Source organism: Rhodococcus ruber (assembly GCF_027270735.1).
GTDB classification, from domain to species: Bacteria; Actinomycetota; Actinomycetes; order Mycobacteriales; family Mycobacteriaceae; genus Rhodococcoides; species Rhodococcoides rubrum_A.
The window spans coordinates 31,262-49,994 of sequence record NZ_JAPWIJ010000006.1 but is presented as its reverse complement, the minus strand read 5'-3'; the positions used below and the strand labels follow the sequence as shown (position 1 = coordinate 49,994).

The 18,733-nt window shown below is 65.8% G+C and carries 22 protein-coding genes; 16 read left to right on the top strand and 6 right to left on the bottom strand.

Annotation, left to right across the window (positions count from 1 at the left end; all coding sequences use genetic code 11):
• Positions 1–103: 103 nt before the first annotated feature.
• Entirely contained in the window at positions 104–607 is a 504-nt protein-coding gene (locus O4220_RS15040; protein WP_269605538.1) for a hypothetical protein, read from the top strand.
• A gap of 30 nt (positions 608–637) precedes the next feature.
• Here O4220_RS15040 and O4220_RS15035 read toward each other — a convergent pair whose 3' ends face one another.
• From O4220_RS15035 to O4220_RS15025, 3 genes are read right to left on the bottom strand one after another with little or no spacing between them, the layout of a single operon-like run.
• The gene (locus O4220_RS15035) at positions 638–1,111 is read right to left on the bottom strand and encodes a YbaK/EbsC family protein (protein ID WP_269605535.1); all 474 of its coding nucleotides are present in this window, start codon (positions 1,109–1,111) and stop codon (positions 638–640) included.
• A 51-nt stretch (positions 1,112–1,162) separates the two neighbouring features.
• On the bottom strand, positions 1,163–2,137 hold the full coding sequence (gene alc / locus O4220_RS15030) for an allantoicase (RefSeq protein ID WP_269605533.1): 975 nt from the start codon (positions 2,135–2,137) through the stop codon (positions 1,163–1,165).
• 4 nt (positions 2,138–2,141) lie between these two features.
• Positions 2,142–3,146 carry a hypothetical protein gene (locus O4220_RS15025; RefSeq protein WP_269605531.1) on the bottom strand — a complete coding sequence of 335 codons (1,005 nt, stop codon included), beginning with the start codon at positions 3,144–3,146 and terminating at the stop codon, positions 2,142–2,144.
• Between the two features lie 94 nt (positions 3,147–3,240).
• Here O4220_RS15025 and O4220_RS15020 point away from each other — a divergent pair, with 94 nt between their 5' ends.
• Together O4220_RS15020 and O4220_RS15015 are read left to right on the top strand one after the other, a co-directional pair.
• Positions 3,241–3,876 carry a TetR/AcrR family transcriptional regulator gene (locus O4220_RS15020; RefSeq protein WP_269605529.1) on the top strand — a complete coding sequence of 212 codons (636 nt, stop codon included), beginning with the start codon at positions 3,241–3,243 and terminating at the stop codon, positions 3,874–3,876.
• Between the two features lie 28 nt (positions 3,877–3,904).
• On the top strand, positions 3,905–4,129 hold the full coding sequence (locus O4220_RS15015; protein WP_269605527.1) for a DUF6480 family protein: 225 nt from the start codon (positions 3,905–3,907) through the stop codon (positions 4,127–4,129).
• 6 nt (positions 4,130–4,135) lie between these two features.
• Here O4220_RS15015 and O4220_RS15010 read toward each other — a convergent pair whose 3' ends face one another.
• Positions 4,136–4,633 carry a 2-oxo-4-hydroxy-4-carboxy-5-ureidoimidazoline decarboxylase gene (locus tag O4220_RS15010; RefSeq protein ID WP_269605525.1) on the bottom strand — a complete coding sequence of 166 codons (498 nt, stop codon included), beginning with the start codon at positions 4,631–4,633 and terminating at the stop codon, positions 4,136–4,138.
• 119 nt (positions 4,634–4,752) lie between these two features.
• On the opposite strand from O4220_RS15010, the gene O4220_RS15005 reads away from it, so the two are divergent.
• From O4220_RS15005 to O4220_RS14995, 3 genes are all read left to right on the top strand, one after another.
• Positions 4,753–5,580 carry a crotonase/enoyl-CoA hydratase family protein gene (locus tag O4220_RS15005; protein ID WP_269605523.1) on the top strand — a complete coding sequence of 276 codons (828 nt, stop codon included), beginning with the start codon at positions 4,753–4,755 and terminating at the stop codon, positions 5,578–5,580.
• Position 5,581: 1 nt separating this feature from the next.
• On the top strand, positions 5,582–6,046 hold the full coding sequence (locus O4220_RS15000) for a MarR family winged helix-turn-helix transcriptional regulator (RefSeq protein ID WP_269605521.1): 465 nt from the start codon (positions 5,582–5,584) through the stop codon (positions 6,044–6,046).
• A 126-nt stretch (positions 6,047–6,172) separates the two neighbouring features.
• A complete protein-coding gene (locus O4220_RS14995; RefSeq protein ID WP_269605519.1) occupies positions 6,173–7,249 on the top strand; it encodes a GGDEF domain-containing protein in 1,077 nt (358 codons plus the stop codon).
• Positions 7,250–7,288: 39 nt separating this feature from the next.
• Here the strand turns inward: O4220_RS14995 and O4220_RS14990 are convergent, their stop codons facing one another.
• Both O4220_RS14990 and O4220_RS14985 read right to left on the bottom strand, forming a co-directional pair.
• A complete protein-coding gene (locus O4220_RS14990; protein ID WP_269605517.1) occupies positions 7,289–7,747 on the bottom strand; it encodes a PAS domain-containing protein in 459 nt (152 codons plus the stop codon).
• Positions 7,748–7,810: 63 nt separating this feature from the next.
• Entirely contained in the window at positions 7,811–8,302 is a 492-nt protein-coding gene (locus O4220_RS14985) for an inorganic diphosphatase (protein ID WP_032380124.1), read from the bottom strand.
• 141 nt (positions 8,303–8,443) lie between these two features.
• Between O4220_RS14985 and dacB the strand changes: the two genes are divergently transcribed.
• The 10 genes from dacB to O4220_RS14935 all read left to right on the top strand — a co-directional run bounded on the left by dacB (position 8,444) and on the right by O4220_RS14935 (position 18,729).
• Positions 8,444–9,847 (top strand): D-alanyl-D-alanine carboxypeptidase/D-alanyl-D-alanine-endopeptidase, encoded by a 1,404-nt coding sequence (gene dacB, locus O4220_RS14980; RefSeq protein WP_269605515.1) that lies wholly within the window; start codon positions 8,444–8,446, stop codon positions 9,845–9,847.
• Complete coding sequence (locus O4220_RS14975) at positions 9,832–10,929, top strand: zinc-dependent metalloprotease (protein WP_420030399.1); 1,098 nt, start codon at positions 9,832–9,834, stop codon at positions 10,927–10,929. The genes dacB and O4220_RS14975 overlap by 16 nt, the downstream gene beginning before the upstream one ends.
• A gap of 77 nt (positions 10,930–11,006) precedes the next feature.
• Positions 11,007–11,957 (top strand): tRNA lysidine(34) synthetase TilS, encoded by a 951-nt coding sequence (gene tilS / locus O4220_RS14970; RefSeq protein WP_269605512.1) that lies wholly within the window; start codon positions 11,007–11,009, stop codon positions 11,955–11,957.
• A gap of 11 nt (positions 11,958–11,968) precedes the next feature.
• On the top strand, positions 11,969–12,520 hold the full coding sequence (gene hpt, locus O4220_RS14965; protein WP_032380712.1) for a hypoxanthine phosphoribosyltransferase: 552 nt from the start codon (positions 11,969–11,971) through the stop codon (positions 12,518–12,520).
• A gap of 319 nt (positions 12,521–12,839) precedes the next feature.
• Positions 12,840–15,668 (top strand): ATP-dependent zinc metalloprotease FtsH, encoded by a 2,829-nt coding sequence (gene ftsH / locus O4220_RS14960; protein ID WP_269605509.1) that lies wholly within the window; start codon positions 12,840–12,842, stop codon positions 15,666–15,668.
• A gap of 150 nt (positions 15,669–15,818) precedes the next feature.
• Positions 15,819–16,487 carry a GTP cyclohydrolase I FolE gene (gene folE, locus O4220_RS14955; RefSeq protein ID WP_269605507.1) on the top strand — a complete coding sequence of 223 codons (669 nt, stop codon included), beginning with the start codon at positions 15,819–15,821 and terminating at the stop codon, positions 16,485–16,487.
• 19 nt (positions 16,488–16,506) lie between these two features.
• Positions 16,507–17,355 carry a dihydropteroate synthase gene (folP, locus tag O4220_RS14950; RefSeq protein WP_269605505.1) on the top strand — a complete coding sequence of 283 codons (849 nt, stop codon included), beginning with the start codon at positions 16,507–16,509 and terminating at the stop codon, positions 17,353–17,355.
• Positions 17,352–17,756, top strand: coding sequence for a dihydroneopterin aldolase (folB, locus tag O4220_RS14945; protein WP_269605503.1), 405 nt, complete (start codon positions 17,352–17,354; stop codon positions 17,754–17,756). Before folP ends, folB begins: the two co-directional genes overlap by 4 nt.
• Positions 17,753–18,262 (top strand): 2-amino-4-hydroxy-6-hydroxymethyldihydropteridine diphosphokinase, encoded by a 510-nt coding sequence (folK, locus tag O4220_RS14940; protein ID WP_269605501.1) that lies wholly within the window; start codon positions 17,753–17,755, stop codon positions 18,260–18,262. The genes folB and folK overlap by 4 nt, the downstream gene beginning before the upstream one ends.
• Positions 18,256–18,729 carry a DUF3180 domain-containing protein gene (locus O4220_RS14935; RefSeq protein ID WP_420030398.1) on the top strand — a complete coding sequence of 158 codons (474 nt, stop codon included), beginning with the start codon at positions 18,256–18,258 and terminating at the stop codon, positions 18,727–18,729. The genes folK and O4220_RS14935 overlap by 7 nt, the downstream gene beginning before the upstream one ends.
• The last annotated feature ends 4 nt before the right edge of the window (positions 18,730–18,733 follow it).

Here is an 18,733-nt window from a genome sequence, read left to right as displayed (position 1 = left end):
ACAGATACGTGGATCTGTGCCGCACTGCGTCCGGTTCGTGTTCGATTTCGGCTCCGCTCCGACCGAATGCGTTCTCCGACTTCTAGAATCAGGACCACCACTCATGTCGCACAACCACACTCGCGTCGCCGTCGAATTCGACGCGATCTGGTCCGAACTGACCGTGGCTCCGGACGCGGACATCGTCCGAATCCAAGCCTCCGACCTGCGGGAAGCACAGCAGCAACGGGCGCGGCTGCGCGCCGAAGCCGTCGAGCGCGGCGAGTCGGCCGACAGCACCGCGGTGTTCCTCGACCTCGAGGTACATATCGCGGCCGATGCGCGGACGGCTCGTCGCGAGTTCGCCGGGCTGGACGCACCGATCAGCCCGTCGTCCATCCGCTACGTCGGCACACCGTCGGGATTGGCCAGTTTGATCTCCGACGTCACCGCCGCAGACGTTGCCGACGGTGTGACGTTGCAGGTCCACGACGATGTGGATCGGCAGGCGACCTTCCTGAGCTCCGGGGTACTGCCCCTGCTCGGATCGCGTGGCACTCGGTTCGACATCGATGCCGTCGATGCCGTTCTCGGCACATCGCAGATCGCCCCCACACTCGCATCCTGAGGATTCGCACCCTCGGAGCTTGTGCGGGGTTCAGGTGACGTCGATCGCCAGACCCGCGGTGATGCGCACCAACTCGGTGAACGTGGACCTGAAGATCGTGTTGACGTGACCCGCTGCCGCCCACACCTCGGCATACCCGGCCAGATCCTGGTCGACGAAGGTATCCAGGTTGGTGGGGTGGCCGACCGGTGCGATACCGCCGATCGGCTGCCCGGTCGCATGCTTGGCCGTGTCGAGATCGGCACGCGCCAACGTGCCACCGAGGCGCTCACCTGTGTGCTCGAGATGAACATTGTGCGCACCGGACACGAGCAACAGCACCGGCTCGTCGTCGAGCAGAAACACCATCGACTTCACGATCGCACCCACCTCGACGCCCAGTGCCGCAGCAGCATCGGCGGCGGTGTGGGTGCCCTCCGGACTGTTCACCACCACCCCGTGATGACCACGTGAGATCAGAGTGTCGGCCACATGGGCTGCATTCGGATGAAGTAGCCGGGACATGAACCAACCCTATTGCCCCAGCCTTCTTTACGCAGATGCTTGCTCATCTGGTCATTCCGCAGGCTCCACTCCCGCGAGATCACCGAACAGTCTCAATCGCGCCATGCCGCCGTCGGGGAAGATGTCCATTCGGACCTCCGAGACCGGAGGTTCGTGGTCGAGTACGAAGCGATGCCGGGTGTCGGGCTGCAACGTCGTTCGCGGCAACAGCTCGATCCACTCGCCGTCACCGAGCCGTCCGCGCAACGACGCGGCACCCGGCGCGTTGCCGAGGAAGCACGTGGTGTCGAGCTCGGCGAGGCGGACGAGCCCGGTGCCCGCCAGCTGCACCTGCACCCAGTCGTTCGCGTCGTTGCGTCGACGCGAGGTCTCCCAGCCCTCGCCCATCGACCGCGGAGGACCGGGGAACAGCAGGTTGTTGGGGGAGCTGTAGAACATGTTGGAACATGCCGAGACGTAGGCACCGTTCTCGAGTGCGGCCAGATCGACCGGACCGGCCGCGAGAAACTTGGGATCGGGCTTGCCGCGGCCGAGGACCCGCAACCGTGCCACTCCGCCGTCGGGGTAGATCGACAGCTTCACGTGCGTCCACCGAGCGTCGGAGGTGACCTGAAATCTGTTCTCGCTGTCACCGTCGACCGGACTACGGGCGACGATGGTGGTCCACTCGGTCTGCGTGCGAAGCTCGTCCGGGGAGAGAAACCCCTCCACCTCGGCGGCCTCGATCGAGATTTCCGGCGGATAATTGCCGGTGAACCAGGAGGTGTCGACGACGATCGCCGATACGACGCCGGGTGCCCCGAGACGCACGATGGCCTCGTCGTATCCGGCCTCGCGTCGCCGACGCGTCTCCCAACCGTCGTAGATCTGGCCCTTGTGCCCGAACGTCGCCGTCGAATAATCGGCCTTGCCCGGACTGACGAGGTTCTCCTTCTCCGCGAACGTCTCGTCGTTCGCCCACACGACTGCGCCTCCGAGCGTGCGGACGGCGAGATCTGGCAGTGGCAGGGGGAAGGTGGCGGTCATGGGATCACACTTTACTGGTCTCGCGTGAGCTCACCGGGTTGTGTGTGCGCCGACGCCGCAACGCCGCGGCACCCAGGAGTGCCACACCGACCAGGATGTAGAGCGCCAGTCCGAGTGCCGGCTGTCCCAGTCCGGTGCCGGAGAAGTACACGATGCTGCGAACGCCCTCCGTGCCGATGCCCGGGGTGATCCAGCGCCCGATCGAGGCGTAGAGCGACGGCAGCACATCGGATCCGAAAGCTCCTCCCGCGCTTGGGTTTCCGAGAATCACGAACAGCACGATCGCGGCGGGCACCGCAGCGACGCCGATCAGTGCGCGCAGCCCGATGGTGACCAGTCCGGTGGCGAAGACCACGCCGGTGCCCAGCAGGGTGAGTGGGAACCAGTGGCCGGCAAAGGTTTCCAGAACGTGGGTGGTGAGGAAGGCCCCGAGCGCTCCGGAGGCGAGGGAGTACACCGCGAGAATGCCGACGTGCAGGTAGGTTTCGCGGCGCGAGGACGGTGCGCCGATCAGCAATCCGAATGCGGCGGCCAGCAGATAGCCGCCGACGACCCAGCCGACCGAGAGATAGAATCCGGACAACCCTCGGTTGTCGTGCACCCCGACCGGGATCTCGTCGCGAACCACGAACTGACGGCCCTGCGCGGCGTCCACCTCGGTGAAGATCGATTGCAACGCGGTGGCCTCGGAACTGCCTGCCGCGCTGGCGGTGATGAGCGTGTCCGTCCCGTTCGCACCGACGACATAGGCCCCGATGATGTCGCGGTCGCGGAGCAGCGAGCGGACCTGGGCGGTGTCGACTGCGGTGCGTGCGTCGAGTGGCGCGCCGTCGATGGTGTTCAGGCGATCGGCGGTCTGCTGATCGAGTCCGTCGGGAAGGCCGGTTTCGGTCACCACCGCGATCGGGATCGCGTGTGGCGTCGGCTCATGGAACGCCGAGACGTAGCTGAGGATGAAGCCGAGCTGTAGCACCAGGACTGCGGCGGCGAGCAATGACATCTTGCGCATGGTGAACTCCTGAACCGTGTGAAATCTGCGGGCTCGATTTCCGTGAGTCTTGTCGATACCCGAGGTATTCAATACTCTAGGTATCGTGAATGCCGTGGAGCAAGAAAAGTGGGGGTCGACACAGTCGCAGCGACGACCGCAGCGCGCCGACGTACGAGACCGATTGCTCGCCGCCGCTGCCGACGAGTTCACCGAACGTGGTTATGCTGCAGCCAAACTCACTGATATCGCGGACCGTGCCGGCTTCACCAAGGGGGCTGTGTACTCGAACTTCGAGTCCAAGCAAGCCCTGTTCGCCGAGTTGCTCGCCAAACGCTCACTCGACCTCGCAGCCCGCGTGCTGGCCCACATCTCCGATCTGGACTCCGGTGCAGCAGCAGGAGCAGGCGGAAACGAGATCGCCTCGTGGGTGGTCGCCGAACCCCGTTGGCCGCTGTTGACGGTCGAATTCGGCATCCTGGCCGGACGCGACCCGGCCGTCGCCGAGCGCTACCGCGCCGACCGTCGAGCACTGCGGCGTGAGCTCGAACGTCTCATCGCCGAACGCGCGGACCAGTGGGGCGTCGGCGAGAAATTCGATGCTCGACGCGTCGCGACGTCACTGACGGCCTTGATCTCCGGATTGGCCGTCGAACACTCGGTGGATCCGGAGGACATCGACGAAGGAATCATCGCCGACGCGGTGTCCGAACTGTTCGCCGGAGCGATAGCTAGGGCACATCTCGATTGAGGGCGACCGCACCGGGTAACCACGCAAGATGAATGCTCAGAATCCGGATCCCGACGTCACCGCAGGACTCGAAGCGGGTGGCGGCGTCACCCCAGGAGATACCCCACCCGCCGAAACAGGTGTCGGCGGCCCCAACCACGAACCGCCGCAGCGCAGCCGAGTGATGCCGATCATCATCATCTGCGTCGTGGCACTGTTGGCCATTTTGATTGCCGGTGGATTGATCGGTCGCGTCGTGGGACTGTTCGGCTGAGCCAGCTCAGTACGGAGGCCAACCACCCTCGGGGCCGAGCAGTCGGTTCAGTCGAACGTGGTTGATCTCCGCTAGCTCGTTGCGCATGATCTTGCGCTCGGTCAGGTCGTCGTTGTCGAGCCGGTGTCCCAGATCCACCAGGATGTCCCGCGGCTCGAATCCATCGGGTCCGAACATCACGCTGGTCACATACGGAAATCCGAATCGCTCGTCGTAGGCGCTAGCAGCGGATACCAGCGCTCCGCGCGTGTCCGAATCCATGGCCGCACACACTTTGCCGGGCTCCGGCAGCGTCGAGGCCAGCGAGTCGATGTCGCTGTCCGACATCTCGGCCAGTTCGGCGTCGGCTGTGGAGAACAGGTCGGCGCGAGAGCGGTAGCTACGGCCGTCGGCCACCCGTGACGCCCACGCCACCGAGCAGCAGCATTCGTACAGTGCGTGCACCGCTTTGCGACGCGGCAGGTCGTTGAATGTCTCCAGTCCCAGCCCCTGGTGCATCAGCATGTGTCGATAGTGGGCCTGTTCTGGCACATGTACCAGAGCTGAGCAGGGACTTAGCGCAGACGTTACGCGCCGTAACATGCGGTGCGGCGATCTGTGGCGATCCCGCTAGGCTCGAACGCATGACGGAACGTACCTGGAAAGCCTTCTCTGTCGAGATCGCGGACCACATCGCGCAAGTGACACTTCTCGGTCCTGGCAAGGGCAACGCAATGGGTCCCGACTTCTGGAGCGAGAGCACCGAGCTGTTCGCACAGCTCGACGCAGATCCCGAGGTTCGGGCAGTAGTGCTCGCGGGCTCCGGTAAGAACTTCACCTACGGACTGGATCTGGCCGCGATGGCCGGCACGTTCGGTCCGCTCATGGCAGACAAGGCGTTGGCCGGTCCTCGGACGTCCTTCCACGACACCATCAAGACGATGCAGAAGGCGATCAACGCCGTCGCGGACTGCCGCAAGCCAGTCGTCGCAGCAGTCCAGGGCTGGTGCATCGGTGGAGGCGTCGACCTCATCACCGCCGCCGACGTGCGGTACGCCAGTGCCGACGCGAAGTTCAGCGTGCGCGAGGTGCGGGTCGCGATCGTCGCGGACATGGGGTCTCTGGCCCGACTCCCCGCGATCATCGGCGACGGCCACCTGCGTGAGCTCGCATTGACCGGTAAGGACATCGACGCGGCTCGCGCCGAGAAGATCGGCCTGGTCAACGACGTGTTCGAGGACCACGAAGCCACTCTCGCCGCCGCCCGCGAGTGCGCGGCGGCCATTGCCGCCAACCCGCCGCTGGTGGTGCAGGGCATCAAGACCGTGCTGGACCATTCCCGATCCTCCAGCGTCGACGACTCGCTGCGCTACGTCGCCGCCTGGAACGCAGCTTTCCTCGCCTCGCACGATCTCACCGAGGCGATCACCTCCGTCTTCGAGAAGCGGCCGGCTCAGTTCACCGGTAGCTGACGTGGTCGAGTTCGCCGAGGAGTTGGGCACGCAGCTGGTTCGATTGCAGCGCCTGCGCGAGCGCAACATCGCCCAGATCTCGTCGTCGGGTGGCGTCGACGGTGCCGCATACGTCTGCCTGTTCCGGCTCTTGCGTGATGGGCCGATGCGGTCCAGCGAGCTTGCCGCCATGGTGAATTCGGATCCGTCGACGGTGAGCAGGCAGGTCGCTCAGCTCGTCGAACGCGGACACGTGGAGCGGTTGCCCGACGAACGGGACGGTCGGGCCTTCGTCCTCGCGGTGACGGAGTCGGGCCAGGAAGTGGCCGCGGCGATTCAGCAACGCCGAACCGAGGCACTCGGGCGAGTCATCGAGAAATGGGAGAGGGACGACAGGTCTGCGCTGGTCGGGCTGTTGGATCGATTCTTGACCGATTACGAAACCGTCAGGCCGGACCTACCCGACCCACGCACGGGTAACGTCTGACCCGCGAAAGACCTGAAACGTCGGATGTCGAGTCGTTTCGTACTCGAGATCCCAGCCGCGACGACCGGGACGCAGGCAATGCCTCACCCGGACGCTCGAACTGCCCGAACGGACGGAGGGAATGTGGTGCCAACCGATCACAACCGACCTTCCCAGTCCTCCGACCTCGGACCAGGATCGGGTTCGGTGCGGCTCGAACGCCGCGTTGCGAGAGGAATCGCTGTTCTCGCTCCGTCGTTCGGCCTGATCGGTGTGATCATCATGCTGTCCGACAACGGGCCGGTCGGTGTGATGGCCGTCGTGATCTGCACGATCGTGCTGCTCTCGACGATCCCGGTGGGAGCGTGGTGGTGGCTGCGTTCGGTCGACGCCTCGCACATGCCCGGGTGGTTCGTCGTCTACGCCGACGTGGGCGTCGCGGTCATGTTGCTGACCTTCGGCGACCGGGATCTGGCCATGTACGGCGCAGCCATGTTCTCGGTGATCGGCACCTACATCGCTTACTTCTCGCGGCGCACCGTGCTCAAGTTCCACACGGCATTCGTCAACGCCGTGATTCTTCTGCTCGCCGTGCTGGCCGTCGTCGAGCAGCCGGACGATCCCGCGTCGATCGTCGCGCGGACGCTGGTGACGGTGTTGGTGGTCAACTCGGTACTGGCGTTCAGAGCCGTCATTCAGCGCCAGCTCGACCTCGCCAATACCGACTCTCTGACGGGTCTGCTCAACAGACGGGGTCTGGAATTGCGGCTCGACCGGATGATGGCTCGATTGACGGAGGAGCAGTCGGTGGCGCTGATGGTGGTCGATCTCGATCAGTTCAAGCTGGTCAACGACACTTACGGTCACGCCGTTGGCGACGGGGTCCTGCGCCGAACGGCCCGGCGCCTCACCGCCGCGACGGGCGGACGGCCCTGCGTGGCGCGTACCGGAGGCGAGGAGTTCACGATCGCCGTACCGGTCTGCGGCGACTCGGACGACCACCTCGCCGACGATATTCGCGAGTCGGTGCACGATGCGAGTGACGACGTGCCGGTCACGGTCAGCATCGGTGTCGCCGTGCTCGATGCCGCTCGCTGGCGATCTGCGGTGTCGTCGTACGCCGCAGCCGAGCTGGTGCGTGGTGTGCTGCTCGACGCCGACACAGCAATGTACGAGTCCAAGCACGCGGGTGGAAACAGAACGACGGTGTACGCCGGCGATTGACTCGCCGGCACACACCGTCACTCGTTCGTCGGAGACCGATCAGCGCAAGGCGCTCTTGGGGTCGTTCCACAACTGATCGGTGAAATCTTCCAGCGCGACGAGAACGATGGTGTCCTCGGTGCGGCGCAGGATCGACTTGCTGGCGCGCACCTGAACGACGTCACCGGTCTTGTCGGTCATCCGCCACAGCGAATCCGCGCGGGTGGCCACCGTCGTGAGGAACATGTCGGCGACATTGACCCCTTCCGGTGCGCGGTCGGGAAAGATGTCGTGCAGGTGGAAGTCCACGCGTTCGGTGCGATCGAGACCGAACAGATCGTCGAAGGCCTCGTTTGCGAAGACGATTGCACCGCTGGGATCGACAGCGAGGATCGGCACGGGGATCCGGTCGAGGACGACCGTCACCGGCAGGTCGGGAAACTGCGTCGGATCCGAGATCGGCCGCGACTCGAGATTGCGACGGTCACCGGCGGTGCCGTTGGAACTGCTGTCGGTCATAGGTCTCCCCAAGCTGTGTTTCGTCGGCGCACGGCCGAAACGAGGTGTGTGGTGCCGAAACGATCAGTGACCCGGATTGTCCGTCAAGCGCTTGAATGATGCAGCGATTTCGGCTTCTGCTTCTGCGCGCCCCACCCAGTCTGCCCCGGTGACGTGCTTGTTGGGTTCGAGATCCTTGTAATGGACGAAGAAATGCTTGATCGCATCGAGTTCGAACGTCGATACGTCGCTCAGATCCTGGATGTGATCCCAGCGGGTGTCGCCTGCCGGTACGCACAACACCTTGTCGTCGCCGCCTGCCTCGTCGACCATCTTGAACATCGCGACAGGCCGTGCCTCGACGATGACACCCGGGTAGACCGACTCGGGCAGCAGCACCAGTGCGTCCAGCGGATCGCCGTCCTCGCCGAGCGTATTTTCGATGAAACCGTAATCGGCTGGGTACGCCATCGCGGTGTAGAGGTAACGGTCGAGGCGCACACGTCCGGTGACGTGGTCGACCTCGTACTTGTTGCGCTGCCCCTTGGGGATCTCGATGGTGACGTCGAACGGCACGTGCAGTCCTTACTGTCTTCGTCGAGCCGGAGGGCCCGAGCGGTTACGAATGTGGCGATGGTGGCGGCGCAAGGCTACCGGACCCGAGGATACTGTTGACTGAACGATCATGGGTACGACCACGGCAATGACGGAGGAACGGTGGCGGGGCTGACACGGCGGTTCCTCGGTCCCACAGCGGGCCGGCGACGCAGGAAGAAGCGGTTGATCCTGACGCTGTGCGCTGTGTTCGTGGTGATTCTCGCCGTGACGACCGCCGCGCTGGTGCTCCCGTCGGTGTCCGACGGTGCCGAGACCGCGATCGCGCCGCCTCCCGACACTGTGCTGCCGAACCCGAAGATCACTGCGTTTCCCGAGTCCGCACCGTCGCCCAGCTCGGCGGGGCTGGCCGGTGCACTGGCCGGGGTGGTGGACGACTCCGATCTCGGCACCTTCACCGGAACCGTCGCCGACGCACGGACCGGCCAGGTTCTGTGGTCCCGGAACCCCGATGCACCGATGACTCCGGCCTCGACGACCAAGGTGCTCACCGCCGCCGCGGCGATGCTCGCGCTCCCGGCCGATCACCGCGTCACCACCCGCGTCGTCCAGGGCAACGGCGACGGAAACATCGTGCTGATCGCAGGCGGAGACCCCACGCTCACAGCACTGCCGGTCGGCACCGTCGGGTTCTACCCCGGTGCGGCCCGCATCGACGATCTGGTGGAGCAGATCCGCCGCAGCGGAACGACGGTACGCAGCATCAGCGTCGACACCTCTGTCTACTCCGGCGACACCATGGCGCAGGGCTGGTTCCCGGCCGACATCGCCGCCGGTTCGATCACCCCGATCGAACCGATCATGCTCGACGGTGGAAGGTCCGAACCGCTCGTCGACGAGTCGCCCCGCAGCACCACCCCGGCGTTGGATGCCGGCCGCGCACTCGCAGCGGGACTGGGTGTCGATCCGGCCGCGGTGACGACGGGTACAGCCGCCGAGGGTGCCGATCAGCTGGCGTCGGTTCAGTCCGCACCGCTGCGTAACCGCTTGCAGCAGATGATCTATCGCTCCGACAACGTCCTCGCCGAGGCGGTCGGACGCGAACTGTCGATCGAAATGAACACGGCAGCAAGCTTTTCCGGCGCGGTGGCGTCCATCGGGCAGACGCTCTACACGGCAGGCTTCGACATGTCCGGATTGGCCCTGCAGGATGCCAGCGGGCTGTCGGTGGACGGCAAGATTCCGGCCCGACTGCTCGATCAGGTGCTCACCTCGGCCGCCGGAACGCAGCAGCCGGCGTTGCGCCCGATGCTCGACTACCTGCCCGTCGCCGGTGCCACCGGAACGCTGTCGGATCGGTATGCCTCGGGGGATCGAACCGGAGCGGGCTGGGTGCGGGCCAAAACCGGAACGCTTTCCAATGCAAGCGCTCTCGCGGGATACGTCGTCGATGTCGACGGCCGTGTGCTGACCTTTGCGCTGATGTCGAACGACCGACCACCCGAGGTCAGTCGCCCCGCCCTCGATGCCGTGGCATCGACCTTGAGATTGTGTGGTTGCCAGTGAAGTCAGCATCAACGGCAAGTGCCGACGAGAACGAGGGCACGTCCGGGTTCGCCGGTGCGGTCGATTGGTCGGTAGCCGCCAAGGCCGGGGCCAAGCTGGCCCGCCCGGGGCCCGCCACCTCGCGCTACACAGCCGAGGCGGCCGTGGAAGAGCTTGCCGCCGCATCGATTCGAGCCGAGGGGCCGGTTCGCGAGACCACCGGTCTGGCCGACGGACTTCCGGTGCCCGACGCCCAGGTGGTCGATCGAGCAGGATGGATCGCTGCGGCCGCGTCGTCCATGAAGCACCTCACCGGGGACGACGACGACACGCCACCGTCGGGGCTGCTCGGCGGAAAACCCGCAGGCCTGCAGGCGGGCGCAATGCTGGCGTTTCTCTCCAGTGCCATTCTCGGACAGTACGATCCGTTCACCGGGGAGAACGGAACGTTGCTACTGGTTGCACCGAACGTGATTGCCGTCGAACGTGCGCTGCGCGTATCACCCAGCGACTTTCGGCTGTGGGTGTGCCTGCACGAAGTGACGCACCGAGTGCAGTTCTCCTCCGCGCCGTGGCTCGGCGGCTACATGCGCGAGAACGTGGGGGTGCTCTCCGACGGCACCGACGAGCCGCTCTCGGACGTCGCCAATCGGTTGACCGGTGCGCTGAAGGCCCGCAAGAATCCGAGCGGAACGACAAAATCGGAGGATGCGGGCATCGTCGGCCTGCTGCGCGCCACCCAACCCCAGCCACAGCGCGACGCCATCGACCGGCTCCTGGTGCTCGGCACTCTGCTCGAAGGCCACGCCGACCACGTGATGGACGCCGTCGGACCGGCCGTGGTGCCCACCGTGACGCAGATTCGCGGTGCGTTCGACCAGCGACGTCGACGCAAGGTCAGTCCGCTCCAACGCGTCGTCCGGGCATTGCTGGGCATGGACGCGAAGATGGCGCAGTACGTCCGAGGCAAGGCATTCGTCGATCACGTCGTCGCCGCGGTGGGGATGGAACGCTTCAACACCGTGTGGACGGGCCCCGACACGCTGCCGCTGCTGTCGGAGATCGAGAACCCGGACGCGTGGATCGCGCGAGTTCTGGGCTAGTGCTCCTACCCGAGGGAGTGGAGCCCGCGGAACGACCCAGATTGCCCCAGGGAGTGGAGCCCGCGGAACGACCCAGATTGCCCGAGGGCCCTGCCCTGCTGGAGGTTCGGCATGCGGTGCGGGCGTGGCTCGCGGCGCATCCCGGTCCGGTTGCCGTTGCGCTGTCCGGTGGTGCGGATTCGCTCGCGTTGACGGCCGCGAGCGTGGCCGAGGCCCCGAACGTGCGCGCGCTCATCGTCGACCACGGTCTGCAGGAGGGCTCGGCCGAGGTCGCGGCAACGGCTGCTGCGAGGGCGCTGGAGTTGGGTGTGGTCGATGCTCGTGTTCTGCCGGTTCGCGTCACCGGTTCGGGCGGGACGGAAGCAGCGGCCCGCAGAGCCAGGTACGACGCGTTGAATCTCGCGCGCGGCGACGCGTCGGTGCTGGTGGCGCACACGCTCGACGATCAGGCCGAGACGGTGCTGCTCGGGTTGGGACGCGGATCGGGGCCGCGGTCGATTGCGGGTATGACGGCGTTCGCCGCACCGTGGGGCCGTCCGCTGCTCGGAGTCAGGCGGGTGATCACCCGGGCTGCCTGCGTCGAGCTGGGGCTGGAGCCGTTCGAGGATCCGCACAACACCGATACCGATTTCACTCGGGTGCGGCTGCGCCACGAGGTGTTGCCGTTGCTCGAGGACGTGCTGGGCGGTGGCGTCGCCGCTGCGCTGGCTCGGACGGCCGAGCAGTTGCGTGAGGACGGCGCCGTGCTCGACGCGCTCGCCGGGTCCGTTGCAGACACCGATGGGCCGGACATCGAGGTCTCGGCGATCGAGAAGCTCGCCCCCGCTGTTCGCCGACGAGTGCTGCGCCGATGGTTGATCGGCCGGGGAGTGACGTCGTCGACCGATCGACAGCTCCGAGCCGTCGACGCGCTTGTCGGACAGTGGACTGGCCAGGGCGGGGTTGCGCTGCCAGGAGGAACGCCCGACGCCAGGTTGGTGTGCTCGCGTCGACGTGGCAGGCTGAGCGTCGGCCTGGAGAACGAATGAAGGGAAACCCCGTGTACGAGGGCGACATCGAATCGGTTCTCATTTCCGAGGAACAGATCAAAGCGCGCACTGCGGAACTCGCAGAAGAGATCGCCAAGCGGTACCCCGAAGGCTCCCCGGAAGGTGACCTCCTGCTGGTCGGAGTCCTGAAGGGCGCGATCATGTTCATGACCGACTTCGCCCGGGCGCTGCCGATCCCGGCGCAGCTCGAGTTCATGGCGGTCAGCTCCTACGGCTCGTCGACGTCGTCCTCCGGTGTCGTCCGGATTCTCAAGGACCTCGACCGCGACATCACCGGACGGCACGTGCTGATCGTCGAGGACATCATCGACTCCGGTCTGACGCTGAGCTGGCTCAAGCGCAACCTCGCGACCCGTTCGCCCGCCTCGCTGTCGGTGGTGACACTGCTGCGAAAGCCCGACGCGATCAAGGTCGACGTCGAGGTCGCGAACGTGGGCTTCGACATCCCCAACGAGTTCGTCGTCGGATACGGCCTCGACTACAACGAGCGCTACCGGGATCTGCCGTACATCGGCCTGCTGGACCCGAAGGTCTACAGCTGAGCCGAGTTGTTCGGTCCACCCGGCTCGCGTGAACGGCCCCCGTGTGAACGGCCCCCGCGTGAATGGACCATTGCCGCGCCGAGACGTATGCAATGGTCCATCGATGCGGATAGGGTGCCGAAGAGGTGGGGAACTGCCGGGGGAGTGCGGTCGTTGGAGGGGAACAAGCGTCGACGCAAACAGGTGCGTGGACGCAGAGCACCAGGTATGAGCGAGTCAGATGTCCGAGTCTCGCGCTAGCCTGGAGTATCCGGCGGGCAGGGAGCAGCCAGCGCGCGGGAGCGGACTGAAAGGACACGGCCGACTCGGCTGAAGCTGTATGAATCGGAAGACAGTAATACGAAATCTTGCCATCGTTTTCGGCATTCTGTTGGTGATCTATGCCTTCAGTTACTTCGGTAACGACACGCGGAACTGGACGTCGGTCGACACTTCGGTGGCGATCGCCCAGCTCGACGACCGCAATGTCGAGTCCGCGCAGATCGACGACCGTGAGCAGCAGATCCGGTTGACTCTCAAAGAGGCCTCCGACGCCACGGACAACCAGAAGCAGATCATCGCGAAGTACCCGGATTCGGCGTCCGAGCAGATCTTCGACAAGGTCGACTCGCAGGGCCTGAACAGCTACAACACCACCGTCACTCAGGAGAGCTGGTTCAGCTCGTTCCTGCTGCTGATCCTTCCGATGGTGTTGATCCTCGGTGTGATCATCTTCGTGATGAGCCGCATGCAGGGCGGCGGGCGCGGCGGAGTCATGGGCTTCGGCAAGTCCAAGGCCAAGCAGCTGACGAAAGACATGCCGAAGACCACGTTCGCCGACGTCGCGGGCGCGGACGAGGCCGTCGAAGAGCTGTACGAGATCAAGGACTTCCTGCAGAACCCGGCGCGCTACCAGGCGCTCGGTGCCAAGATCCCGCGCGGCGTGCTGCTCTACGGGCCTCCCGGAACCGGTAAGACTCTGCTCGCGCGCGCGGTCGCAGGCGAGGCGGGCGTCCCGTTCTTCACCATCTCGGGCTCGGACTTCGTCGAGATGTTCGTCGGTGTCGGTGCATCCCGAGTACGCGACCTCTTCGAGCAGGCCAAGCAGAACAGCCCCTGCATCATCTTCGTCGACGAGATCGACGCCGTCGGCCGCCAGCGCGGTGCGGGTATGGGCGGCGGACACGACGAGCGCGAGCAGACGCTCAACCAGCTCCTCGTCGAGATGGACGGCTTCGGTGAGCGCACCGGCGTCATCCTCATCGCCGCGACCAACCGCCCCGACATCCTCGACCCGGCGTTGCTGCGCCCGGGCCGCTTCGACCGCCAGATCCCGGTCGGTGCCCCCGACCTGGCCGGCCGTCGGGCAATCCTGAAGGTGCACTCGGCAGGCAAGCCCGTTGCTCAGGACGCCGACCTCGAGGGTCTCGCCAAGCGAACCGTCGGAATGTCGGGTGCAGACTTGGCCAACGTCATCAACGAAGCGGCACTGCTCACCGCGCGTGAGAACGGCACCGTCATCACCGAGGCCTCGCTCGAGGAGTCGGTGGACCGCGTCGTCGGTGGTCCTCGACGCAAGAGCCGCATCATCAGCGAGCACGAGCGCAAGATCACCGCGTACCACGAGGGTGGACACACACTCGCTGCGTGGGCAATGCCCGATATCGAGCCCGTCTACAAGGTCACGATCCTCGCTCGCGGCCGTACCGGCGGGCACGCGATGACGGTGCCCGAGGACGACAAGGGCTTGATGACGCGGTCGGAGATGATCGCTCGTCTGGTGATGGCTATGGGCGGACGCGCCGCGGAGGAGCTCGTCTTCCACGAGCCGACCACCGGTGCATCCTCGGACATCGATCAAGCCACCAAGATTGCCCGCGCGATGGTCACCGAGTACGGCATGAGCAGCAAGCTCGGTGCCGTTCGGTACGGGCAGGAACAGGGCGATCCGTTCCTGGGCCGTTCGATGGGCCAGCAGTCCGACTTCTCGCACGAGGTAGCCCGCGAGATCGACGAGGAGGTGCGCAAACTCATCGAGGCCGCACACACCGAAGCGTGGGCCATCCTCAACGAATACCGCGACCTGCTCGACACCCTTGCCTCCGAGCTGCTCGAACGTGAGACGCTCACCCGCAAGGACCTCGAGAAGATCTTCCACAGCGTCACCAAGCGCCCGCGCATCACGTTGTTCAACGACTTCGGTGACCGCAAGCCCTCGGACAAGCCGCCGGTGAAGACTCCGCGCGAACTTGCCGCCGAGCGCGGCGAGCCGTGGCCTCCGGTGCCGCCGGCTCCGAAACAGCTTCCACCGCAACAGGTTCCGCAGCCCAGCTACTCCGGTTCGCCGCAGCTGAGTAAGGGTGGTTACCCGAACGGAAGCAACGGATACAACGGCAGCCCGGTCAACGGTGCTCCGGCGAACGGTGCTCCGACCAACGGGATTCCGACCAACGGTGCGCCGAACAGCGGCGGCCCGGCCCACGGCGGCGGCTACAACGGTGGTGGCCCCAACGGCAATTACGGTGGTGCTCCCAACGGTGGTGCTCCCAACGGTGGTGCTCCCAACGAAGGCGGCTACTCCGAGGGCTATCGCAGACCGGAACCCCGTCCGGCCCCCAACTCGGGTTCACGGCCCGATTACGGCGCTCCGGCAGGATGGTCTGCTCCGGGCTGGCCGCCGCGAGATCAGCCGTCGGTGCCGCGCTACCAGGGCCCGACTACGCCGCCGGCCCAGAATGAGCCGACTCGTGAGCAGCCGGAATCGGATCGACCGGAACAGAATCGGTACGAGCCGCCTCAGGGCCAGCCGACCTACCGACAGCACCCGACGTATCAGCAGCCGCAGTCGTACCAACCGCCGACCGGCCAACAGGCTTACCAACCGCCGCAGTATCAGCCGGATCCGTTCCGACCCGATACGCGGGATCAAGGTCGGACGTCTCGACATGCGCCCCCGTACGGCGAAAACCCGGATGGTTCCGCCCACGAGGAGCCGTCGGCCCCGTCGTGGCAGGTGCCCGGTCCGTCGCAGAACTACCCGCTTCCCGGCGACGACCGTTCCGGCGACACTCCGTCCGAGGACCCGCGACGCGACGAGCGAGCCGAGGACGACGGCGACGAAGGCCCGCAGACTCAGCGCTGGGAAGGGCCGGGGGGTTCGTACCGCTAGACCGGTCATTAGGCTTGCTGGGTCGATCGTGACGGTCGGCCCAGCACGTCGTTCGAACCGTGCTGGGCACACCCGCAATTGTCCTTTTGGAGACCGTTGCAGTTGAGCCCAGCCGTCACATTCGTGGAGCCCAAACGGAGGTACGTTCACGTGTCAGTCAATCGGACCGACGAGTCGACCAGCGACTCGGCAGAAGTCCCGGCAGTCGAGCAGCAAGCAGTCGAGCAGACGGTTGCCTACGCCACTGGGGCGGTCTTCGACCAGCCTCGCGCCGAGGCTGCAGTGCGTGAGTTGCTGATCGCCGTCGGCGAAGATCCCGATCGCCCCGGCTTGCTCGATACTCCGGCCCGCGTTGCGCGCTCCTACCGTGAAATCTTCGCCGGGCTCTACACAGACCCGGACACGGCGTTGAACACGACGTTCGACGAGGGCCATCAGGAACTGGTACTCGTCCGCGACATCCCGATGTACTCCACGTGCGAGCACCACCTGGTCTCGTTCCATGGCGTTGCACATGTCGGATACATCCCCGGCAAGAGCGGCAAGGTCACCGGCCTGTCGAAACTGGCGCGCGTGGTGGACATGTACGCCAAGCGCCCCCAGGTGCAGGAACGTCTGACCAGCCAGATCGCCGACGCCTTGATGCGCAAGCTCGACCCGCGCGGAGCGATCGTCGTCATCGAGGCCGAGCACCTGTGCATGGCGATGCGCGGAATTCGCAAGCCCGGTGCCAGCACCACCACCTCGGCAGTGCGGGGTCTGCTGCAGTCCAGCGCGGCGTCGCGTTCGGAAGCACTGGACCTGATCCTGCGGAAATGACGCGACCGGTCGAAACCCGATGAGTCTCGCGAGGAGTATCCCGTCGGCCCCCGTCGTCATGGGCGTTCTCAACGTCACTGCCGATTCCTTTTCCGACGGCGGTCGGTACCTCGACATCGACGCCGCTGTCGAGCACGGGTTGGCGATGCATCGCCGCGGAGTCGATGTCGTGGACGTCGGTGGTGAATCGACGCGCCCAGGGGCCGACCGGATCGATCCGCTTCTCGAGGCCGAGCGTGTGGTGCCGGTGATCGCCGCGCTGGCCGCCGAAGGCGTGGTGACCAGCGTCGACACGATGCGCGCCTCGGTCGCCGAGGCTGCCATCGAGGCAGGCGTGTCGATAGTGAACGATGTGTCGGGCGGCCGAGCCGATTCGGCCATGGCCGGGGTGGTCGCGGACGGCGGGTTGCCGTGGATCCTGATGCACTGGCGGGCCGCCGGCTCCGAGTATCGACACTCCGGTCCGGCCGACCGGTACGACGACGTGGTTGCCGACGTACGCAACGAACTACTGGAACAGGTCGATCACGCGGTGGCCGCGGGGGTCGACGAATCGGCGCTCGTGCTCGATCCCGGCCTCGGCTTCGCCAAGAACGCCGAGCACAACTGGCAACTGCTTCGGGGCCTACCCGAGCTGGTGGCGGCCGGTTTTCCGGTACTCGTCGGTGCCTCCCGTAAGCGCTTCCTCGGGTCGCTCCTGGCCGACGAAAGCGGCGCGCCTCGACCACCGGACGGACGTGAGATCGCCACGGCCGTCGTATCGGCACTCGCCGTCGCCGGTGGCGCATGGGGTGTGCGGGTGCACGACGTCCAGGCGTCACTCGACGCGGTGGCCGTCGTCAAGGCATGGCAGGGTGATCGGGCATGAGCGAGACCAGCGGCCGCGACGGTCTCGGAACGCGTCGCGGCGACCGCATCGAACTACGTGGCCTGACGGTCCGCGGCAATCACGGAGTCTTCGACTTCGAGAAGCGCGACGGTCAGGACTTCGTCGTCGACATCACCGTATGGATGAATCTACGTCCCGCAGCCGAGACCGACGATCTGACCAGGACGCTGCACTACGGCGAACTGGCCGAACATGCCGCGGCCGTGATCTCGGGACCTTCCAGGGACCTGATCGAGACGGTCTCGGCCGAGATCGCCGAGGTCGTGCTGGCATACGATTCCCGCGTCGACGCGGTGGAAGTGGTGCTGCACAAGCCGTCTGCCCCCATCCCACTGTCATTCGAGGACGTGGCCGTGGTGGCGTATCGGGAGCGGACGTGACGCGTGCGGTGCTGTCGATCGGCAGTAACATCGGCGACTCGCTCGGTCACTTGCGTTCGGTGACAACAGGATTGGGATCGCGACTGGTGGCCTGTTCGGCCGTCTACCGATCTGCTCCCTGGGGTGGTGTCGAGCAGCAGGATTTTCTCAATGCGGTCCTGGTGGCCGAGGACGAGGCGTACGGCCCCTGGGACTGGTTGCGCTTGGGGCAGCAACTCGAGGAGGCGGCGGATCGCGTTCGAGTGCAGCGATGGGGGCCACGCAGCCTCGACGTCGACGTGATCGTGTGCGACGACGTGATCAGCGAGGACCCTCGCCTGATACTTCCGCATCCCCGCGCGCACGAGCGGGCATTCGTGCTGCTGCCGTGGCTCGACGTCGAACCCGACGCCACCTTGCGCGTCGGTGACGAGGATGTGCCGGTGACCGAGCTGCTTTCGCGATCGAGTGCGGAGGAGCGTGCCGGAGTCGTACGTCTCGACGGCACCGGTGATCGCCTGTGGTGACCAATCCCACCAAGGTCGGGGATGTCTTGGGTATTTTCCTGGTCGCCTCGGTCGGCACCTGGCTGCTGGTCCGGGTTTTCTACGGTTCGGTGCCGCCGATTCCGGTGTACGCCGGCGCGTCGTTGTACCTGGTGGCGGTGGTGGAAGTGGTGACCGCAGTGATCGTCCGCAATCGCATCGCGGAGCACCGCGTGGGCACAGGTCTGCACGATCTGAGTCCGTTGACGGTGTACAGGGCCCTGGTGCTGGCGAAGGCATCGATGCTGGTGGGGACCGCTGTCGTCGGGGTCTGCGTCGGATTTCTGGTGTATGTGATGCCGCGTGCGACGACAGTGCGGGCCGCGTCGTCCGATCGGGTCGGCGCGATGGTGGCGCTGGTTGCGGGAGTGGCCGTCGTCGCTGCCGCGGTCTGGCTCGAGCAGTGTTGCCGAACCCCGAAGGATCGGGACGACGAGCGCTCCCGGTAACGCA

Excerpts from the sequence above, each read along its gene's own strand:
- O4220_RS15040 (WP_269605538.1), top strand. The coding sequence starts at position 104 with ATGTCGCACAACCACACTCGCGTCGCCGTCGAATTCGACGCGATCTGG.
- O4220_RS15035 (WP_269605535.1), bottom strand. The coding sequence starts at position 1,111 with ATGTCCCGGCTACTTCATCCGAATGCAGCCCATGTGGCCGACACTCTG.
- alc (WP_269605533.1), bottom strand. The coding sequence starts at position 2,137 with ATGACCGCCACCTTCCCCCTGCCACTGCCAGATCTCGCCGTCCGCACG.
- O4220_RS15025 (WP_269605531.1), bottom strand. The coding sequence starts at position 3,146 with ATGCGCAAGATGTCATTGCTCGCCGCCGCAGTCCTGGTGCTACAGCTC.
- O4220_RS15015 (WP_269605527.1), top strand. The coding sequence starts at position 3,905 with ATGAATGCTCAGAATCCGGATCCCGACGTCACCGCAGGACTCGAAGCG.
- O4220_RS15010 (WP_269605525.1), bottom strand. The coding sequence starts at position 4,633 with ATGCTGATGCACCAGGGGCTGGGACTGGAGACATTCAACGACCTGCCG.
- O4220_RS15005 (WP_269605523.1), top strand. The coding sequence starts at position 4,753 with ATGACGGAACGTACCTGGAAAGCCTTCTCTGTCGAGATCGCGGACCAC.
- O4220_RS14990 (WP_269605517.1), bottom strand. The coding sequence starts at position 7,747 with ATGACCGACAGCAGTTCCAACGGCACCGCCGGTGACCGTCGCAATCTC.
- ftsH (WP_269605509.1), top strand. The coding sequence starts at position 12,840 with ATGAATCGGAAGACAGTAATACGAAATCTTGCCATCGTTTTCGGCATT.
- folP (WP_269605505.1), top strand. The coding sequence starts at position 16,507 with ATGAGTCTCGCGAGGAGTATCCCGTCGGCCCCCGTCGTCATGGGCGTT.
- folB (WP_269605503.1), top strand. The coding sequence starts at position 17,352 with ATGAGCGAGACCAGCGGCCGCGACGGTCTCGGAACGCGTCGCGGCGAC.